General features: G+C 67.6%; 19 protein-coding genes and 1 pseudogene. 12 read left to right on the forward strand and 8 right to left on the reverse strand.

The features are described 5' to 3' along the window. Positions 1–97: 97 nt before the first annotated feature. The 3 genes from RM423_RS15095 to RM423_RS15105 form a co-directional block, all read right to left on the reverse strand. Positions 98–1,534, reverse strand: coding sequence for an MFS transporter (locus tag RM423_RS15095; protein ID WP_311423870.1), 1,437 nt, complete (start codon positions 1,532–1,534; stop codon positions 98–100). A 135-nt stretch (positions 1,535–1,669) separates the two neighbouring features. After that, on the reverse strand, positions 1,670–2,491 hold the full coding sequence (locus tag RM423_RS15100; RefSeq protein WP_311423871.1) for a class I SAM-dependent methyltransferase: 822 nt from the start codon (positions 2,489–2,491) through the stop codon (positions 1,670–1,672). 26 nt (positions 2,492–2,517) lie between these two features. Next, entirely contained in the window at positions 2,518–2,973 is a 456-nt protein-coding gene (locus RM423_RS15105) for a MaoC family dehydratase (RefSeq protein WP_311423872.1), read from the reverse strand. A gap of 392 nt (positions 2,974–3,365) precedes the next feature. Between RM423_RS15105 and RM423_RS15110 the strand changes: the two genes are divergently transcribed. The 6 genes from RM423_RS15110 (at position 3,366) to RM423_RS15135 (ending at position 8,412) form a co-directional block, all read left to right on the forward strand. Continuing rightward, on the forward strand, positions 3,366–4,091 hold the full coding sequence (locus tag RM423_RS15110; RefSeq protein WP_311423873.1) for a PIG-L deacetylase family protein: 726 nt from the start codon (positions 3,366–3,368) through the stop codon (positions 4,089–4,091). 356 nt (positions 4,092–4,447) lie between these two features. Beyond that, positions 4,448–5,503 (forward strand): class I SAM-dependent methyltransferase, encoded by a 1,056-nt coding sequence (locus tag RM423_RS15115; protein WP_396327729.1) that lies wholly within the window; start codon positions 4,448–4,450, stop codon positions 5,501–5,503. A gap of 27 nt (positions 5,504–5,530) precedes the next feature. Beyond that, positions 5,531–6,421, forward strand: coding sequence for a diiron oxygenase (locus RM423_RS15120; protein WP_311423875.1), 891 nt, complete (start codon positions 5,531–5,533; stop codon positions 6,419–6,421). Between the two features lie 78 nt (positions 6,422–6,499). After that, positions 6,500–7,372: a class-II aminoacyl-tRNA synthetase family protein gene (locus RM423_RS15125; RefSeq protein WP_311423876.1), complete on the forward strand. Its 873-nt coding sequence runs from the start codon at positions 6,500–6,502 to the stop codon at positions 7,370–7,372. A gap of 96 nt (positions 7,373–7,468) precedes the next feature. After that, entirely contained in the window at positions 7,469–7,708 is a 240-nt protein-coding gene (locus RM423_RS15130; RefSeq protein WP_311423877.1) for a hypothetical protein, read from the forward strand. Continuing rightward, positions 7,708–8,412: a maleylpyruvate isomerase family mycothiol-dependent enzyme gene (locus RM423_RS15135; protein WP_311423878.1), complete on the forward strand. Its 705-nt coding sequence runs from the start codon at positions 7,708–7,710 to the stop codon at positions 8,410–8,412. The genes RM423_RS15130 and RM423_RS15135 overlap by 1 nt, the downstream gene beginning before the upstream one ends. 84 nt (positions 8,413–8,496) lie before the next feature. On the opposite strand, the gene RM423_RS15140 is transcribed toward RM423_RS15135, so the two are convergent. Further along, a complete protein-coding gene (locus RM423_RS15140) occupies positions 8,497–10,833 on the reverse strand; it encodes a heavy metal translocating P-type ATPase (RefSeq protein ID WP_396327730.1) in 2,337 nt (778 codons plus the stop codon). A 73-nt stretch (positions 10,834–10,906) separates the two neighbouring features. Then, on the reverse strand, positions 10,907–11,113 hold the full coding sequence (locus RM423_RS15145; protein ID WP_311423880.1) for a heavy-metal-associated domain-containing protein: 207 nt from the start codon (positions 11,111–11,113) through the stop codon (positions 10,907–10,909). 147 nt (positions 11,114–11,260) lie between these two features. On the opposite strand from RM423_RS15145, the gene RM423_RS15150 reads away from it, so the two are divergent. The 4 genes from RM423_RS15150 to RM423_RS15165 all read left to right on the forward strand — a co-directional run bounded on the left by RM423_RS15150 (position 11,261) and on the right by RM423_RS15165 (position 15,131). Further along, the gene (locus tag RM423_RS15150) at positions 11,261–11,542 is read left to right on the forward strand and encodes a metal-sensitive transcriptional regulator (RefSeq protein WP_311423881.1); all 282 of its coding nucleotides are present in this window, start codon (positions 11,261–11,263) and stop codon (positions 11,540–11,542) included. Positions 11,543–11,606: 64 nt separating this feature from the next. Then, positions 11,607–12,779, forward strand: coding sequence for a permease (locus RM423_RS15155; protein WP_311423882.1), 1,173 nt, complete (start codon positions 11,607–11,609; stop codon positions 12,777–12,779). 49 nt (positions 12,780–12,828) lie between these two features. Then, complete coding sequence (locus RM423_RS15160) at positions 12,829–13,845, forward strand: MSMEG_6728 family protein (RefSeq protein ID WP_311423883.1); 1,017 nt, start codon at positions 12,829–12,831, stop codon at positions 13,843–13,845. After that, on the forward strand, positions 13,842–15,131 hold the full coding sequence (locus RM423_RS15165; protein ID WP_311423884.1) for a hydroxyacid-oxoacid transhydrogenase: 1,290 nt from the start codon (positions 13,842–13,844) through the stop codon (positions 15,129–15,131). The genes RM423_RS15160 and RM423_RS15165 overlap by 4 nt, the downstream gene beginning before the upstream one ends. A 36-nt stretch (positions 15,132–15,167) precedes the next feature. Here the strand turns inward: RM423_RS15165 and RM423_RS15170 are convergent, their stop codons facing one another. Together RM423_RS15170 and RM423_RS15175 are read right to left on the reverse strand one after the other, a co-directional pair. Continuing rightward, a complete protein-coding gene (locus RM423_RS15170; protein WP_311423885.1) occupies positions 15,168–15,884 on the reverse strand; it encodes a M50 family metallopeptidase in 717 nt (238 codons plus the stop codon). Further along, positions 15,809–16,477: a hypothetical protein gene (locus RM423_RS15175; protein ID WP_311423886.1), complete on the reverse strand. Its 669-nt coding sequence runs from the start codon at positions 16,475–16,477 to the stop codon at positions 15,809–15,811. The genes RM423_RS15170 and RM423_RS15175 overlap by 76 nt, the downstream gene beginning before the upstream one ends. Positions 16,478–16,532: 55 nt before the next feature. On the opposite strand from RM423_RS15175, the gene RM423_RS15180 reads away from it, so the two are divergent. After that, the gene (locus RM423_RS15180; RefSeq protein ID WP_311423887.1) at positions 16,533–16,781 is read left to right on the forward strand and encodes a hypothetical protein; all 249 of its coding nucleotides are present in this window, start codon (positions 16,533–16,535) and stop codon (positions 16,779–16,781) included. A gap of 110 nt (positions 16,782–16,891) precedes the next feature. Beyond that, positions 16,892–17,440: a MauE/DoxX family redox-associated membrane protein gene (locus tag RM423_RS15185; protein ID WP_311423888.1), complete on the forward strand. Its 549-nt coding sequence runs from the start codon at positions 16,892–16,894 to the stop codon at positions 17,438–17,440. A gap of 125 nt (positions 17,441–17,565) precedes the next feature. Here RM423_RS15185 and RM423_RS15190 read toward each other — a convergent pair. After that, positions 17,566–17,667: pseudogene (locus tag RM423_RS15190) on the reverse strand (IS982 family transposase); the annotation flags it as partial.

The raw sequence follows: 17,667 nt of genomic DNA on the forward strand, positions 1-17,667 counted from the left end.
CGGCACATCCGGCAAGAAAGGCGCCCTCGCCGTCACGGTCCGTTAGCCGGGCCGTGACGGCGGCTCGCCACTCTCAGAGTTGCGTGCGGTCTCAGAGCTACCCGTTACCGGCCGGGCTCAGGTCGGCCTCGGCCGATACCTGGCCGGCGTTGCCCGGCGTCCGCAACAGCACCGCCGCAAGCACCGCACCGACCGCGGCGATGATGCCGGCGCCGAGGAACGCCGCGGAGAACCCGTGCGTCAGCGCCGAGAGGTTGCCGAGTTCGCGTGAACCACGGGACGCCGCGACCGCCGTCATGGCTGCCAGCCCGAGCGCCGATCCGACCTGGTAACTGGTGTTGACGATTCCCGAGGCGAGACCGCCCTCCTCTGGCCGGGCACTGGACAGGGCGGTACCCAGGGACGGGATGAAGGCCAGCGACATGCCGAGCGCGGCGACCAGCGAGGCCGGCAGGACGTCCACCGAGTAGCTGCCGTGCGCGCGGATCAACGACAGCCAGACCATGCCGACCGCGAGGACGGCGAGGCCCGTCACGGTCATGGCCTTGGCGCCGAAGCGCCCCATGGCACGCGGTGCCAGCGCCACCATGCCGATCATGATCAGGACGGTCATCGGCAGCAGCGCGGCACCGGACGGAAACGCACTGAAACCGAGAACCTGCTGCAGGTACAGGTTCAGGAAGAACCACATGGGAATCCAGGCACCACCGAGCAGCAGCTGGGCCAGGTTCGCCGCGGCCAGGTTCGGCGCGCGGAAGATTCCGAGCCGCATCAGCGGCTCGGTGCGGGCCGCCTGGATCTTGACGAACACCGCCAGCAGGACGACGGCTATCGCCAGGCTGCCCCAGGTCGCCAGCGATCCCCAGCCGGCTTCCGGCGCGCGGACGATGGCGTACACCGCCATGGCAAGGCCGCCGGTAACGGTCAGCGCCCCGAGCACATCGATGGAACCGCGCCGAGCGGGTGCGGACGGCATCAGCCGCGGCGTGGCGATCAAGGCGAGAACGGCGATCGGGATGTTGAGGTAGAACACCCATGGCCAGCTGATGTATTGGGTAACCAGGCCGCCGAGAAAGACGCCTGCGGTTCCACCGGCCGGCGCGGCCGCGCCGTACAGCGCGAGCGCCTTGGTGAGTTCCTTCGGCTCACTGCCGAACAGCATGATGAGCAGAGTGAGCGCGGACGGCGCGATCAGCGCGGCGCCCACACCCTGCACGGCGCGGCCGGTGAGCTCGACCCACACCTGCGGCGCCAGGCCGGCGATCAGGGATCCCACGGCGAGCACGGCCCAACCGGTCGAGAACAGCCGTCGCGCGCCGAAGAGGTCGGACAACCGGCCACCGAGTAGGAGCAATCCGCCGAAGGCGACGACGTAGGCGTTGAACACCCAGGACAGGTTCTCCTGCGAGAAGCCGAGAGCCCCCTGGATCTTGGGTAGCGCGACTCCGATGATCGACGTGTCCATGATGACCATGAACTGCGCGGTGGCGATCAACGCGAGGGCGCTCCAGCGTTGTGGAGACGGTGTGGACATGCGCACACTCCAGATTCGGGTGCCTGCGAAAGCAGGAAGGGAAACGTAGAAGTCATGTATACCCTAGCGGGGTACGGTATCGGAAGAGCCTTCCACTGCTCCCTGGCGGCCTTCGAGAACTACCCGCGCGGCTGGTCAGCGAACCGGCTCGGCCATGAACAGAAACGATCGCGGCACCCGCGGCACCGAGCGTGGCACAACCTGGTAGGGCCAGCGATCAAAGGCGGCACTGCCTTCTCCTGGTTGCACCGCCTCGACCGGCTCCCATTCACACGAGCGCAGGAACTCCTCGGGCTCGTCGCTGCCGAACTGCCACGGCACACCGTCCTCACGCAGCGCCGCGAGGAAGCCACGGGCGAGCGGATTGGTGATCGAGGCGCGACTGGCCATGTCGCCGACCAGCACACTGCCGTCGGCCGACAGCACGCGCAGAGTCTTCAGTAGGCGGCGAATAGCTTCTTCGGAAAGGAAGAACAGCAATCCCTCCATGACCCAGACGGTCGGCTCGTCCGGGTTGAATCCCGCCTCGATGAGGTCACCACTCCAGTTTCCGGCGAGGTCGACCGCAACCGCGCGGCGAACCGACACCGACGGTGCCGGAGCATCATCGAGCAGGTGCCGCTTGGCGTCGAGCAGCGCCGGACGGTCCAGCTCGTAGACCACCGTGTCCGCCGGCCAGGCCAGCCGCCAGGCCCGGGTGTCCATGCCTGCCGCCACGAACACGACCTGACGTGCTGAGCGGGCGCTCACCGCGGCGAGTGCCGCCTCGTCCAGATACTTCGTACGGACGGCCAGAAACGGTACCGTACCGGCGCCGGCATACCGCTCCAGCAGCGTGAATCCGGTTTCGCCCGCAAGCATTCGCGCGTACGGGTCGCGAAAGAGGTTGTCCGGCCGCTCGCTCTCGAGCGCGCGGGCAGCGGCAGTCCACTGTGCGGTGTATGAAACGGCTTCCATGGAGTCGATCCTTTCGGTGGGGTGGCTCAGGACTGCGCGGCACTGGCGCGGCGCAGGAAGATGCTGTGCAGGATCATGCTGAACACGGGCTCCCCGGTTGCCGACAGCAATTCGCAACGCGGCCGGACGATGCCGCGATCGGGGCGGCCGAAGGCAGGGCCCGAACTCAGCACGGTGAGGCGTGCCGACAGCCGGTCCCCGGGGCGCACCGGCTGGTGGTAGCGGATCTCGTCGATGCCGGGGGAACCGGCGCCCGCGCTGTCGGCAAGCAGGACGTCGACGTAGCGCCGCATGAACAGGGCGCCAGTCAGCCAGCCACTGGCGATCAGACCGCCGAACGGCGATCGTTGTGCCGCTGCCTCGTCGATATGGAAGGGCTGCGGGTCGAACTCCGTGCCGAAGTCGACGATCTGCTGGGCCGTGACGGTGACGTCGCCCAGCTCATGGATGTCACCCGGCTGAAAATCCTCGAAGTAGCGCATGTGCTTCCCTCCTGGAAGGAAATGGGATGTGCGGTCAGAGAACTCCCCACCCGGACGCCGTTGCCGAGCGCGGCAGGTTCGGCCATGGAGTCGGCAAGCTCGTCCGGACCGGCGAACGCGAAGCTGGCCGTTTGGAAGATCGGCACACTCAGGGGCCGGCGGCCGGCCACGTCCGGCACGCGGGCATGGATCGCTCGGGTGTCCGAATGCCGCGAATGGGCTGCGCTCGTCGGCGTTGCGGGCGTAATGTCCACTTCAGTCGGCTCGACGGCCGCGGGAATCGAACGTTCAGAAGCCGTCATGCATTGTCCATTACACATATAGACAAATGGCGCTGGCCGTGTTCCCGCCCGGGCGCGGCTTTCAGTAGGTGAACCGAAAGTGGGAAGACAGTGCAGCGGTTTCGCGAAATCGCCGTCGAGCGCGCGCTCGTCATTGCCGCACACCCTGACGACGTCGACTTTCTCGCCTCCGGCACCGTCGCCCACTGGACGGACGCCGGCACCGATGTCAGCTATTGCGTGGTGACCGACGGCGACGCCGGTGGGTTCGAGACGCAGACATCGCGGACCGATATACCCGCCCTCCGGCGGGCGGAGCAGTTGTGCGCCGCGGAAGCCGTCGGCGTACATCGGGTCGAGTTTCTCGGTTATCCCGACGGCGGGGTCGAGGCCACCGCGGGATTGCGAGCCGACCTGACGCGGGTGATCCGGGCGGTCCGGCCGCAGCGGGTCATCATGCACAGCCCTGACATCAACTGGCTTCGGCTGCCGGATTTTCATCCCGACCACCGCCGGACCGGCGAAGCCAGTCTGCAGGCTGTCTATCCAGACTCGCGCAACCCGTTCGCGCACCCGTTCCTGCTGCGGGACGAAGGCCTGCAGCCCTGGACGGTCGGCGAGATCTGGATGATCGGCGCCCCGGACAGCAATCACTGGGTGGATATCACCGACACGATCACGGAAAAACTGCGAGGGTTGCGGGCGCACGCGTCCCAGACGTCTCACCTGGACGACCTCGAAGACCTCGTGCGGCGACGCCTCGAAGAGCAAGCCGCCGACGCCGGCTTCGCCTCCGGAAGGCTGGCTGAAGCGTTCCACGTCGTCGACACGTCCTGAGCCGACACGTGGTTAGTCGACGAGTCATGGGCAGCGCACGCCATCCTGTTCTCCCTTCCGCCGTCGTTGAGCCGGCCTCGCTCTGTATACCCCACGGGGGTGCAAGAATTCCGGCGAGATCACTAAACAAGTTCTGCCTTAACCAGCACAGCAACTCTGTATACAAGTTGATCGAACGCATACCCTACCCGGGCATACCGCGTCACTATTGGGTACCGTACGGGGGTAGCCCCAGTCCGCTAGTTGTGTTAATTTACACAGAAGCCCGGTTCAGCTCAATATGGACCCTGCAAGATACGGTGCCGGCTCTTCGCCTGCGACCGTCCAGAGTTCCGGCGGGCCCCGAGAGGACGATGATGTCGATCAATGGATCGCAAAGCTTTCAACAACAACTGGTGAATGATGCCGCGGCGGCAACCAGGGGCCTAACCATCGCCATTGGTGATCGCCTCGGGTTGTATGCCACGATGGCGGACTCGCAAGCAGTCACCGTCGCCGAGCTGGCCGAGCGCACCGGTCTGCAACCGCTGTACGTACGGGAATGGCTGCATGCGCAGGTGAGCGGTGGCTACATCGCCTGTGATGACACCGGTACCGAGTTCCACCTGCCCGCCGACCACGTCGCCGCGCTGGCCGATGAGCAGTCACCCTTCTTCACTGCCCCGTTCTTCTCCACCCTCAAGGCTCTCTACGGCAGCGAGAACGGCCTCGTCGAGGCCTATCGGGTCGGTGGCGGCGTCGGCTGGAACGAGCACGACACCAGTCTCGACGATGCACTGTCGCGGTATTTCCTGCCTGGTTACCGGGCGAATCTCGTTTCACGGTGGATCCCTGCCCTCGACGGAGTGGCGCGGAAACTGACGGCAGGCGCCCGCGTCGCGGACGTTGGTTGTGGAGTCGGCTACTCGACCTTCCTGATGGCTGACGCCTTTCCCGCCTCCTACTTCGCCGGCACCGACTACTTCGGCGAGGCAGTGGCTCAGGCAAGCCGGTCCGCCGCGCAGCAGCAGTTGCCCAGCTCTCGGGTGGAGTTCACCACCGCGGCCGCGGACACGTTCACCGGTGGCCCGTACGACCTCATCACCACCTTGAACTGCATCCACGACATCGGCGATCCGGATGCCGTAGGCCGCCACATCCGTTCGCAGCTGGCTGATGACGGCACCTGGATGATCGTCGAGCCGAACGCCGATCCCGACCCGGTGCGCAACACACACCCCGCCGGAAAGCTCTTCATGGCCCTGTCTGCCGTGATGTGCCTGCCCGCGGCAGCCGCTCAGAAGGGGCCACGCGCGCTCGGCAATCACTCCGGGGAGGCCACCCTTCGCGAGATTGCCGGTGACGCCGGCTTCAGCAGGTGGCGGCGAGCCGACGCGACGCCTGTGAGCGTCGTCTACGAAGCACGTCCGTAGCCACTACTTTTACCTGGAAGAGGACTCGTGACCACCATCGACCGCCCCGCGTCTGACCGGTTCGTTCAACTACTGGAACGCCTCGGCGAGAAGTCAGCCGACGACTACTACAACCCCTACCGCACCTTCACCTGGGCTCCGAACCTTCCTGAAGACGAATACTGGATGACACCCGAGTTGGTTTCGGCGTACGGCACCCCCGTGGCGGACGAGATCGGCGAAGAGGGCATGAAGCGGCTCTCCCGTTGGGAAAGCATCAACTTCTACAGCCTGAACGTGCACGGCATCCGGGAGTTGCTCATCGAGGTCGTCAAGCGCGTCCACATGCCCGGCTTCGAGATTCCTTCGGAGTTCTTCCACCACTTCATTGGTGAAGAGAACGAGCACATGTGGTTCTTCGCCGAGTTCTGCCGCCGCTACGGGAACAAGATCTACTCGTCGCCGTCACTCATGACGCAGGTTGAGGGCGACATCGAGATCGAGAACTTCCTTGTGTTCGCACGTATTTTGCTGTTCGAAGAGATCGTCGACCACTACAACCTGCGGATGGCAGACGATGTCAACCTGCACGAGACGATCCGCCAGGTCAACCGGGTCCACCATCACGACGAGTCGCGGCACATCGCGTTCGGCCGAGAGCTGGTCGCGTTGCTGTACGGCCGGTTCCGCGATCGCGTGGAACCACAGCGCCTTCGCGAGCTCGAGGTGTACCTCAAGCGATACATCGTCTTCAGCCTGCAGTCCTTCTACAACCCGCATGCCTATCGGGACGCCGGCCTGACGGACCCGTTGGAGGTACGCAACCGGATCATGGCTCATCCGGCCCGCCGCCTCGCCGAGCGTAAGGCGGTCCGCAAACCGCTGTCCTTCCTGGTCAAGGCCGGCATCTTTCAAGACGCCGAGCTTCCCTCGCTCTGAGATCGTGCAGGTACGCCCGTGCCGAGTCTGTGGCAGGCCCTTCGCCACGGACCGGGCCCCGATGGAAGGAACCACGCTATGCCAGCAGCCTCCGCCGCTGTGACGACGCCGGCCGAGCTGGGCGGAATCGCAGCCCTCGGTCCAGAGGCCACCACCTTGCTACAGCGCCTCGACGGCATCTTCGAGTCCTGGGGACGTCAGGTCGACGCGGTCCCGATGATCATGCCGCCGCTGTTGCCCGTCGCCCGGTTGGCCGCGCTCGACTACTACCGCAACTTCCCGCACCAGGCGATGGTCGTCGCTCCGCTGCAGCTTTCCGGAGTCGACCGGAGTCACGAGCCGTCCGACACGGGTTTTCTGCCTGAGGCGCTCGAGCCGGCGAGCCTGGGACTGCCCTCAGCTGCCTGCTACGGGATCTACCTGCATTTGGCCGGACAACAGCTGGACGCGCCCATGCGGGTGACCGTGCTCGGCCGCTGCTTCCGCCGAGAGGACCATTACGAGGATCTTCGACGGCTGCTCGGCTTCCACATGCGCGAGGTCGTGGCCATCGGCCCGCGCGACTACGTCGACGATCACCTGCGGCAGTTCACCTCCCGGGTGCGGGACTTCGCGACGCGGCTGGACCTGCCACTGCAGCGGGTGGCCGCGACAGATCCGTTCTATGACCGTGGCGGCTCGCGCGCGGTGTTGGCGCAACTCTCGCCGGTCAAACACGAGTTCGTGTACGAGGATCTCGCTATCGCCTCGACCAACATCCACCGCAACTTCTTCGGCGAGCGTTGCGAGATCACGCTTGCCGAGACCGGCGGCCCGGTCTTCACCAGCTGCGTCGCCTTCGGCCTGGAACGCTGGGTGTCTGCGTTGACTCGCCGCTTCGGTGGCTGGGACGAGGCGCACGCCGCCCTCAACGCTGTCGAGGGCATAACCGGGGCACTGAGCGGCCGCTGACCGTTTCGAGGCCGGTACGACCCTGATCAACCTCAATCAACGTGTTCAACCTGATCAATCTCGATAAGCCCTGCCATCGATGTGAAGGAGCCAACCATGGACGCACCACTGCAGCAGCTCAAGGACTGGATTCTCAAGCGGCACCCGGAACGCGACGACATCCCGGCTGACTACGACCTGATCGAGAACCGGCTCATCGACTCGCTGACCTTCGTCGAGTTCGTCTTCCTGCTGGAGCAGGTCAGCGGCCGGAGTATCGACATGGAGACCCTCAACGTCGACGACTTCCGCAAGCTGGAGGTCATCGACGAGCGGTTCCTCTCCCCCGTCGGCTAATGGGCTCCGTCCCGGGGGCTCCGACCCTCGGCATGCCGCTGGCAGGCGCCGTCTCCAACCTGGATCCCCCCGACCGGGGCGGCACCGGCCGGTTGCTGCTGACCGAACGCGAGTGCCTGATCCCGTTGCTCCGACGAGCCCCGGAGTCGTCGTTCCTGCTGCCCACACCGTGTACGGGCTGGACCGTGCGGGACGTGTTGGCGCATTGCGCGGCTGCCCTGACCCGGGTGGCCGCGGACGACCTGCACGACCTCTGCCCGGCGTGCAACAGCAAGGACGTCACCGATCGCGCCGGCCGGTCCATGGCCGAGCTCATCGACGAGCTCGAGGCGGGATATGCCGACGCCGGCCCGGTCATCGCCGCCGCTGAGGGACGCCTGGACGTCATAGCCCTGGGCGAGTGGGTGCACGCCGGTGACGTCCGGGAGGCGCTCGGGCTGGCCCCGGCCTATGCCGCCGCCGGAACGGAGGACGCGCTTGCGCTGCTGCGAACATGCAGCAGTGCGCGCAACACGCCGCTGCTCACCGCGGAACTGCCCGACCGGACGCTGGAGATGGGCCGCATGCTGCCGGATCAGGTGGAGCGGGCCTACCTGCGCACCGACGCGGAGACACTGATTCGGCTTTACACCGGCCGTCCGGTCGGAGCCCGGGAATATGAGCTGTGCGGCGCCGTCCCGGCCGACCTGGTGATCTACCGCTGACTGAGCACGACGGCCGCGCGCCCGCACCTTCCGGTGGGGGTGCGCGGCCGTCGTGGTGGCGCTTTGGCGCTGGTGACCGAAGCTCTACCCCGCTGGACGGAAGCGACGCAGCCGCAGTGAGTTGGTCACCACGAATACCGAGCTGAATGCCATTGCCGCACCGGCGATCAGTGGTGACAGCAGCCCCGCGGCCGCCACCGGAATGAGCACCACGTTGTAGCCGAACGCCCAGAACAGGTTGCCCTTGATGGTCCGCAGCGTGCTCCGGGACAACCGGATGGCATCCGCAGCGGCGGTCAGGTCGCCCCGGACCAGCGTGATGTCCGATGCTTCGATGGCGACGTCCGTGCCGGCACCCATGGACAGCCCGAGGTCCGCGGCTGCCAGCGCCGCCGCGTCGTTGACCCCGTCGCCGACCATGGCCACCACGCGGCCCTCAGCCTGCAACCTGGTCACCGTGCTGACCTTGTCCTCCGGAAGCACCTCGGCGATCACGTCGGCTGGATCGAGGCCGATGGCGCTACCGACGGCCACGGCCGCGCCCCTGTTGTCACCTGTCAGCAGCATCGGGCGCAAACCCAGCGAGCGGAACTGTCGCACCGCGGCCGCGCTGGTTTCTTTCACCGTGTCGCCGACGACGATGACACCTCGCAGCTGCCCGTCCCACGCCACCATGACAGCGGTACGGCCCGTTGCGGCGGCGGAATCGGCTGCGGCCTTGAGGCTGTCTTCCGCGGGTACGCCCAGCTCTGCGAGCAACGCCGGACGGCCGATGACGACCGAATGGGCGTGGCCATCCACGGTCACCGTCCCGCTGACGCCGAGGCCCGCGGAGTTCCTGAAGTCGCTGACCGGCGGGAGCACGTTCGGGCTCGCGGCCCGGTCTGTGGCGGCCCTGTCTGTGGCGGCCCTGTCTATGGCGGCGGCGGCGATCGCGGCGGCGATAGGGTGCTCGCTGGCGCCCTCCAGCGCACCGGCGATCAGCAGCACCTGGTCCGGCGTAACGTCCTCGGCAGTGTGTACTCCGTGCAGACTCATCCGTCCGGTCGTGACCGTTCCGGTCTTGTCGAGCACGATGGTGTCCACCCGCCGGGTGGACTCCAGTACCTCCGGGCCCTTGATCAGAAGACCCAGCTGGGCACCGCGACCTGTACCCACCAGCAGGGCGGTGGGCGTTGCCAGCCCGAGGGCACACGGGCAGGCGATGATGAGCACCGCCACCGCTGCCGTGAACGCCCGGACGGCACCGGAGCCGGTCGCCAGGGTGCCTATCAGTGTCCCCAGCGCCAGCAGCAGCACGATGGGAACGAAGACGGTCGAGATCCGGTCGGCCAGCCGCTGAACGGGCGCCTTGCCTGACTGCGCCTCGACGACCAAGCGCGCGATGTGGGCCAGCCGGGTATCCGCGCCGACTCGGGTGGCACGAACGATGAGCCGCCCCCCGGCGTTCACGGTTGCACCGGTGACGCCGTCCCCGGGACCGACCTCGACCGGTACCGACTCGCCGGTCAACAGGCTCTCGTCGATCGCCGAGGAGCCCTCCACGACGACGCCGTCGGTGGGCACCTTCTCACCGGGGCGCACCACGAAGGTGTCACCGACCAGCAGTTCCGCGACCGGGATGCGGCTCTCCACACCGTTGCGCAGCACGGCCACGTCCTTGGCACCGAGTTCGAGCAGGCTGTGCAGCGCCGCTCCGGAGCTGCGCTTGGCGCGTGCCTCCAGGTAGCGGCCGGTGAGCAGGAAGGTGACCACGGCTGAGGCGACCTCGAGGTAGATGTCGCTCGCACCGCTGCCCGAGCTCGCCGTGACGTCGAAGTGCATCCGCATGCCGGGCATGCCCGCGTCGCCGAAGAACAGCGCATACAGCGACCAGCCGTACGCCGCCACGGTGCCCATCGACACCAGTGTGTCCATTGTGGCCGCGCGGTGACGCAGGTTCGTCCACGCCGCGCGATGGAAGGGCAGTCCGCCCCACACCACCACCGGCGAGGCGAGCGTCAACGCGAGCCACTGCCAGTTGTCGAACTGCAGGGCCGGCACCATGGCCAGCAACACCACCGGAAGGGTGAGCACTGCCGACACCAGCAGGCGCTGGCGCAGGTGAGCGAGCTCGACCGATGCCGTGTCGGGCGCTTCGGTGTTGTCCGAGCCGGCCTCGGCGGCCTTGGGTAACTGAGCGGTATAGCCGGTCGCCACCACGGTCGCCACCAGCTCGGACGGCCCGATCACGGCCGGGTCGTAGCGGACGGTCGCCTTCTCGGTCGCATAGTTCACGCTGGCGGCGACGCCATCCAGTTTGTTGAGTTTCTTCTCGATCCGCGCGGCGCAGGAGGAACAGGTCATACCACCCACAGCTAGTTCCACTCTGGCCTCCGTGCCGGCCGATGACTGGCGCACTGCGATGTCGTTGCTGGTCATGCTGTTCCCCCTGCTGTTCGCTCTCGCGCTACGGCGCGGTGCGGCGGCTGCCGCGGATAGTCCGGCGACCTGATCAGGCGTCGACCAGCGCGTAGCCGGCCTCGTCCACGGCCTCGCGGATCTGCTCGTCCGCGAAACCCTCACCATTGACGGTGACGTGCCCGGTGGGCAGGTCGACCAGCACGGATTCGACGCCCGCGACCTTGCCGACCTCGCTGCTCACCGAGCTGACGCAATGCCCGCAGGTCATTCCGGTGACGGTGTACGTCTTCGCTGCCATATTTTTACTCCTTATTCATGCGCCTAACGGGCGCCGTGATATTCTTACCGTACCCCTGCGGGGTATGTTTACCTGCGGATCGGCCCGCTTGTCAAGTACCCCACCGGGGTATACGCGGCGGCCTGCGGAATGCCCTGAGGAGGCGACGTGCACGGCTACACGGCGAACAAAGACGACTATTTGAAGCGACTGCGCCGGGTGGAGGGGCAAGTCCGCGGCATCGCCAAGATGGTCGATGACGACAAGTACTGCATCGACATCCTCACCCAGGTCAGCGCGGCGACCAAGGCCCTGCAATCCGTCGCGCTGGGCCTGCTCGAGGAGCACATGGGGGGTTGCGTGGTCGAGGCGGCCCGCGCCGGTGGCCCGGAGGCCGACGTGAAGGTGAAAGAGGCGGCCGAAGCCATCGCTCGGCTGGTGCGCTCCTGACGGCGACCGCCACAACATCCCGGTCGGTAGCTCCCCTGTACCCCTGCCGGGTATCTTCGGTCGCATGATTTCCGCCGTGCTGCACGCACTGGAGACGGCCGGGTCGATGACCTGGCAGGTGACGTGGTCGCTCATCCTGGGCTTCACCCTGTCCGCGGTGATCGAGGCCCTCGTGCCCAAGAGCACCATCGCGCGTCTGCTGCCCGACGATCGGCCGAGAAGCCTGGCCACAGCCACGGCACTGGGCGCCGCCTCGTCGTCCTGCTCGTATGCCGCGGTTGCCCTCGCAAGGTCGCTGGTGCGCAAGGGCGCCAACTTCACCTCCGCGATGGCGTTCCAGTTCGCCAGCACCAACCTCGTGATCGAACTCGGCCTGATCCTGGCTCTGCTGCTGGGCTGGCAGTTCACGGTGGCCGAGTTCGTCGGCGGGCCGCTGATGATCCTGCTGCTGGCGCTGATCTTCCGCCGCTTCGTGTCCGCCAAGCTGATCGCCGCCGCGCGGACCCAGGCTGACAAGGCGCTGGCCGGCTCGATGGAAGGCCACGCCGCGATGGACATGAGCGTCGGCCGGCAGGGCAGCTTCCTGCGGCGCCTGGTCAGCGCCGACGGCTTCACCTCGATCAGCCACAACTTCGTCATGGAGTGGGCAGCGGTGCTCCGGGACCTGGTGATCGGCCTGCTCGTTGCCGGCATGGCCGCGGCCTGGGTGCCCGAGGACTTCTGGCAGCACCTGTTCTTCGCCGGCCACCCCCTGCTCGCAAAACTGTGGGGCCCGATCATCGGTCCGCTGGTGGCCATCGCCGCTTTTGTGTGCTCGATCGGCAATGTCCCGCTGGCGGCCGTCCTGTGGAACGGCGGCATCAGCTTCGGCGGGGTGGTGAGCTTCATCTTCGCCGACCTGATCATCCTTCCGCTGCTGGTGATCTACGCCAAGTACTACGGCGCGAGGATGGCGTGGGTGCTGTTCGGCGCCTTCTACGCCACCATGGTCGCGGCCGGCTACGTCATCGAGTTCGCCTTCCAACCGCTGGGTCTCATCCCCGCCGAGCGGCACGCGAGCATGGGCGTCGAAGGCATCCGGCTCAACTACACCAGCGTTCTCAACATCGTGTTCCTGGTGCTCGCCGCAGTACTGCTCTGGCGGTTCCTCCGCACCGGTGGCCGCGCCATGCTGTCCATGATGGGCGGCAGCCCGGAGCCGTCGCCGGGGTCAGGGCACTCGCACCACGAAGCCTGAGGGAGCCGATCCTGAGGCGGATTCCGGGCCGGTCAGGCACTCTGGATCGATGCAAACGTTCCTGCCGTACTCGGACTTCGTCGCCTGCGCCGAGGTGCTGGATTCGCCGCGGCTCGGCAAGCAGCGCGTCGAGACGCTGCAGATCCTGCGCGCGCTGGAGCTGCCGGACTACGGCTGGCAGAACCATCCGGCCGTACGGATGTGGCATGGCCGGACGGAGGCCCTGGTGCGTTACGGCCTGGACTGCGCCCAGGTCTGGATGGCACGCGGTCATGCTGACTCGACCTTCGAGCAGATGGCGGAGTTCGCGCCCTGGGTGCGGGACAGGACACAGGCCGACCTGGCCCAGGCCGGGATGCTGCCGAGTTGGCTCGGCGACGAGCGGCTGCACGCCTCACACCGGAGCAGACTGATCGGCAAGGACCCGGAGTTCTACCGGGAGCGCTTCGCCGGTACCCCGGAGGGCCTCGACTACTTCTGGCCGGGCCCCGATCCGCTGGCCCCCGAGGCAGTCACCGGCGACGGCGACGAGCACCGGCTGTGGGTGCTGCGCCCGGAATCGGACGAGGGCCTGGGCCGGGCGGTGTCCATCGGGCAGGTGGGCCTCGGTGAGGGAACCGGAATCCGGGTGGACGTAGCGGGGTCCGACCTGGCCGCGCTGCGCGCCCTGCAGGCCAAGCCCTCGCGCCGGCCGTCGCGGGGCATGCGCGCGCTGGCCGACCTGATCAACCTCGTCGAGCCGGGCGACGACCTGGCGGTGCTGATCTCGGGAGGCACGGCGCTGTTGGTCGGTGTGGTCACCGGGCCGTACACCTTCGCGCCACGCGACCCCGCAGGCGTGCTGCACCGTCGCAGCGTCCGCTGGGAGCGGGTCGTCCCCCGCGCTGCGGTGAACCCGCCGGCCGCGCTGCAGGACGTCCGGCCGCTGTTCCGGGTCGCCTGGAACGTCGCCTGGAACCGGCGGGCGTCGGAGTTGGACACAGTCGTCGGAGTTGGACACAGTCTAGGAGTGGACACTGTCTTGCCACCCGCGATGAGAACCTTTCGAGAGCAGGCGACGCCATGACCTTGCCCATCCCGTCGAACCCGGAGACGGTCTTCACCTACGGCGCGCCGCAGCTGAAGTTCGGGCCCGGTAGCTCGGCCGAGGTCGGCTTCGACCTCTCCCAGTTCGGCGTGCGGCGGGCGCTCGTCGTGACCGATCCGGGCCTCAGCGCTATCGGCCTGCCGCAGCGGGTGGCCGAGCAGCTGCATCCCTTCGGCATCGAGGCGGCGGTGTTCGACCAGGCCCACGTCGAGCCCACCGACGAGAGCCTGCGGCAGGCCATCGACTGGGCGCGTGAGAACGGCCCGTGGGATGCGTTCGTCGCGGTGGGCGGTGGTTCGAGCATCGACACCGCCAAGGCCGTCAACCTGCTCACCACCAACCCCGGCGAGCTGATGGACTACATCAACCCGCCGGTCGGCGGCGGCCGAGCGCCGAGCGCCCCGTTGAAGCCGCTCGTCGCGGTTCCCACCACGACCGGCACCGGGTCGGAATCCACCACTATCTGCGTAATGGATGTGCTTGCGCTCAAGGTCAAAACCGGTATCAGCCACGCCAGGCTCCGTCCCACCCTGGCGGTCATCGATCCGGACCTGACGCTCACCCAGCCGGCCGGCGTGACCGCCGCGGCGGGCATGGACATCCTGTGCCACGCGCTGGAAAGCTACACGGCGCGGCCGTACGGCTCGTACGAGCACAAGACCGCCGAGCAGCGGGTGCCGTACTGCGGCTCGAACCCGATTGCCGATATGTGGTCGGAGAAGGCGCTCAGCCTGCTGGCGGCATCGTTCCGGCAGGCGGTGACCGACGGTTCGAACCGCGATGCCCGGATCGCCATGGCAATGGCCGCGACGTTCGCGGGAATGGGTTTCGGCAATGCCGGCGTGCACATTCCGCACGCCAACGCCTATCCCATCGCGGGACGGGTGAAGGACTTCCGTCCCAGGGACTATCCGCAGGACGAGCCGATGGTGCCGCACGGCATGTCCGTTGCCCTCACCGCCCCGGAGGCATTCCGCTTCACCTTTGAGGCCAATCCCGAACGCCACCTGCGGGCGGCGACGCTGCTGGCACCGGATGCCACCCAGTCGCGCGAGGCCGCCGACTTTCTGCCGGACGTGCTGGTCGGGCTGATGCGCGACATCGGCATTCCCAATGGCGTGGCCGGCGTCGGCTACGCCGAGTCGGACATCGATGACCTGGTGAGCGGCACCATGCAGCAGCAGCGACTGCTCGCCACCTGCCCGCGGCCGGTCCACGAGGACGACATCGCGGCCATCTTCGAGAACTCGTTGAGTCTGTGGTGAGCGGAGGGTGCTCGGCTCTCCGGCGGGCGGCGACGGTCAGCGTCGGTACGGTGCCGTCAGCCAATAGCCGCCGACTGCCAATGCAGCGAAGGCGAGGACGGCGAACAGCCCTACCCAGACCAACCCCGGCAGCCCGGTCAGGCGTGCCAGCCAGTCCGCGTCGGAATCCCGGGCGCCGCCGCCCCGTCGCTTGGACTGCAGCTCCAGAACGGGGCGCGGGGCCGCGAAGAGCAGGAACCAGGTGATCAGATAGGCGCACGCTGACTGCCACCGCTCGTCCAGCCACCAGGACACCGCAAACACCGCCGACCCGGTACCCAACACCGAGCACAGGCCGAACCAGTTGCGAATCTGCAGTAGCAGCAAGGCCAATCCGGCGAGCAGCCCCCAGAGCAGCCCCACCGCATGACCACTGCCGAGCACCGCCGCGGCGGCGAGCCCGAACAGCGCCGGGCCCGGGTAGCCCGCGACGAAGGTGAGAATCATGCCGGTCCCACGCGGCTTGCCACGCGACACCGTCAGGCCCGAGGTGTCTGAGTGCAGCCGGATACCGGCCAGCCGCCTGCCCGCCAGTAGCGCCACAACCCCGTGCGCCGCCTCGTGGACGATCGTGACGACGTGGCGGCTGAGGCCCCATGCGGGCCGGTAGAGCACCAGCAGCAGCGCCAGCGCGGCGGTCACCACCATGACTTCGGCCGGCGGCGGAGCCTGGGTCGCCCAGGCCCGGTGCCACACCTGCGCCACCGCGTCCATGCGGCCAGCCTGCCATCCTCCCTGACGGTCTGCGTGGCGCCGTCACGGCGACCAGCCGAAGCAGTTGCCGGTCCGCGGCTGCCAGAGCGGCGAACTCTGCAGCTGGCGCACCGATCGGGCGAAGTGGTTATGCTGCCCTTCGTGCCCGGGATGCTGAATCGACGCTGGCTGTTCACAGTGACCGGCGTGCTGCTCTGCACATCCGTGGCCGGCTGCACCGGATCTTCCACCACAGCATCCCCGGCAGACAGCACGGCCGGTACGACCGCGGTTCCCAGCTCGGTGGCGCCCACGACGACCAGCGCACCGGCCACCATCCGCACCGCGACCAGCGCACCGGCCACCATCCGCACCGCGACCAGCGCACCGGCCACCATCCGCACCGCGACCAGTGCTGCCACCAGCGTGGCGCCATCCAGTTCCAGTGTGCGCACCTCATCGCCGGCAGCTGCGACGGCGAAGCCCAGCACCTCATCGCCCACGATTCCGACGCTGAGCACCTCGCCGAAGCCCAGCACCTCATCGCCCACGATTCCGACGCCGAGCACCTCGCCGAAGCCCAGCACCTCACTTAAGCCCTCGAACACCAGCATCCCGCCCAACCTGTGCGCCGCGACCGACATCGCGCAGAACACCGCCGATGCCTACATGGGCGCGCTCAGCGCGGGTGATGAGAAACAGGCGCTGGCCTGCGTGCTGCCGGGCACCGTTCCGCTGGCCATGACCCGCAGCCTGTCCACCAAGATGACCGGCACCGCGGTGTACCTGCCGAAGTCCGGTGCCGACGGGCCGACGGTGTTCGGCTACGTCGGAAGCGGCCGGAGCATTGACGTCACCGTCACCCGGGAATCCGACGGCAAGTTCTGGGTGACCAAGGTGGTGACCAGGGCGGCCTGAGCAGGCACCTCACGGCACAGCCTGGTGACGCTCTGCAATCACATGTTGCGGCTTCGCAGTCAGCGTGATCTGGTTAGCGCGTCAGCTGTGTCGGTCGTCCCACCCGGGACGTGACGGGGGGCGATGTGATCGGTCTGGTGAGCGCGGCCGCGCTGTTGCTGGCGGCCGCGGGTTTGTCCAAGATCGTCAGCCGGCACGCCGGTCGGTCCGCCCTGGTCACCGCCCGCATTCCCGGAGCCCAACGGCTCAGCGGCGCACTCACCGCCCGCCTCGCCGGAGTTCTCGAACTGTCAGCCGGAACAGCGGCAATCCTGATCGGGGGTCGGCTCGGTGCCGCGCTTATCGCGGTCTCGTTCGCCGTACTGGCCGCAATGTCCATCCGGATGATGGCAGTTGCCGCCGGGCAGGACTGCACCTGCTTCGGCCGCCCGACCGAGGTCACGCACTGGCACACCGCGGTCAATCTCGGGTTCGCGGTGATCGGCGTCGCCGCGGTCATCCGGCCGCCCGGCACCGTGCTCGGTGAGTTCTCCCGGCACAGCCCCACCGCGGCCGCCCTCGTGCTGGGCGCGGGCGTGCTGGCCTACCTCGGCTACCTTCTGATGACCGCGCTGCCGGAACTGCTCCGCGCCGCTTCCCAGGTGGAGGTTCTTCGTTGATCGCCCTCGTCACGGTAGAGACTGTTCTGCTGCTGATCCTCAGCGTCCTGGTGGCGGGGCTGCTGCGCGGCTATGCCACCGTGCTGCGTCGGCTGCACCAACTAGATGGTTGATTCCTTGGAGGGTTAGTGGTCGTAGGCGGTCAGTGATCGTTTGGTGGTGGCGCCGGTGGTCCAGTTGTGCCAGATGCCGGTGGCCATGGCTAGCAGGCGTTGAGCGACGCGGGT

This window comes from Jatrophihabitans lederbergiae (assembly GCF_031845305.1).
Lineage (GTDB): Bacteria > Actinomycetota > Actinomycetes > Mycobacteriales > Jatrophihabitantaceae > Jatrophihabitans_A > Jatrophihabitans_A lederbergiae.

What these genes read in the sequence shown, in the direction of transcription:
- RM423_RS15095 (WP_311423870.1), bottom strand. Translation starts at nt 1,534, where the DNA reads ATGTCCACACCGTCTCCACAACGCTGGAGCGCCCTCGCGTTGATCGCC.
- RM423_RS15100 (WP_311423871.1), bottom strand. Translation starts at nt 2,491, where the DNA reads ATGGAAGCCGTTTCATACACCGCACAGTGGACTGCCGCTGCCCGCGCG.
- RM423_RS15105 (WP_311423872.1), bottom strand. Translation starts at nt 2,973, where the DNA reads ATGCGCTACTTCGAGGATTTTCAGCCGGGTGACATCCATGAGCTGGGC.
- RM423_RS15115 (WP_396327729.1), top strand. Translation starts at nt 4,448, where the DNA reads ATGTCGATCAATGGATCGCAAAGCTTTCAACAACAACTGGTGAATGAT.
- RM423_RS15125 (WP_311423876.1), top strand. Translation starts at nt 6,500, where the DNA reads ATGCCAGCAGCCTCCGCCGCTGTGACGACGCCGGCCGAGCTGGGCGGA.
- RM423_RS15130 (WP_311423877.1), top strand. Translation starts at nt 7,469, where the DNA reads ATGGACGCACCACTGCAGCAGCTCAAGGACTGGATTCTCAAGCGGCAC.
- RM423_RS15135 (WP_311423878.1), top strand. Translation starts at nt 7,708, where the DNA reads ATGGGCTCCGTCCCGGGGGCTCCGACCCTCGGCATGCCGCTGGCAGGC.
- RM423_RS15140 (WP_396327730.1), bottom strand. Translation starts at nt 10,833, where the DNA reads ATGACCAGCAACGACATCGCAGTGCGCCAGTCATCGGCCGGCACGGAG.
- RM423_RS15145 (WP_311423880.1), bottom strand. Translation starts at nt 11,113, where the DNA reads ATGGCAGCGAAGACGTACACCGTCACCGGAATGACCTGCGGGCATTGC.
- RM423_RS15155 (WP_311423882.1), top strand. Translation starts at nt 11,607, where the DNA reads ATGATTTCCGCCGTGCTGCACGCACTGGAGACGGCCGGGTCGATGACC.
- RM423_RS15160 (WP_311423883.1), top strand. Translation starts at nt 12,829, where the DNA reads ATGCAAACGTTCCTGCCGTACTCGGACTTCGTCGCCTGCGCCGAGGTG.
- RM423_RS15165 (WP_311423884.1), top strand. Translation starts at nt 13,842, where the DNA reads ATGACCTTGCCCATCCCGTCGAACCCGGAGACGGTCTTCACCTACGGC.
- RM423_RS15170 (WP_311423885.1), bottom strand. Translation starts at nt 15,884, where the DNA reads ATGGACGCGGTGGCGCAGGTGTGGCACCGGGCCTGGGCGACCCAGGCT.
- RM423_RS15175 (WP_311423886.1), bottom strand. Translation starts at nt 16,477, where the DNA reads ATGCTGGTGTTCGAGGGCTTAAGTGAGGTGCTGGGCTTCGGCGAGGTG.
- RM423_RS15180 (WP_311423887.1), top strand. Translation starts at nt 16,533, where the DNA reads ATGGGCGCGCTCAGCGCGGGTGATGAGAAACAGGCGCTGGCCTGCGTG.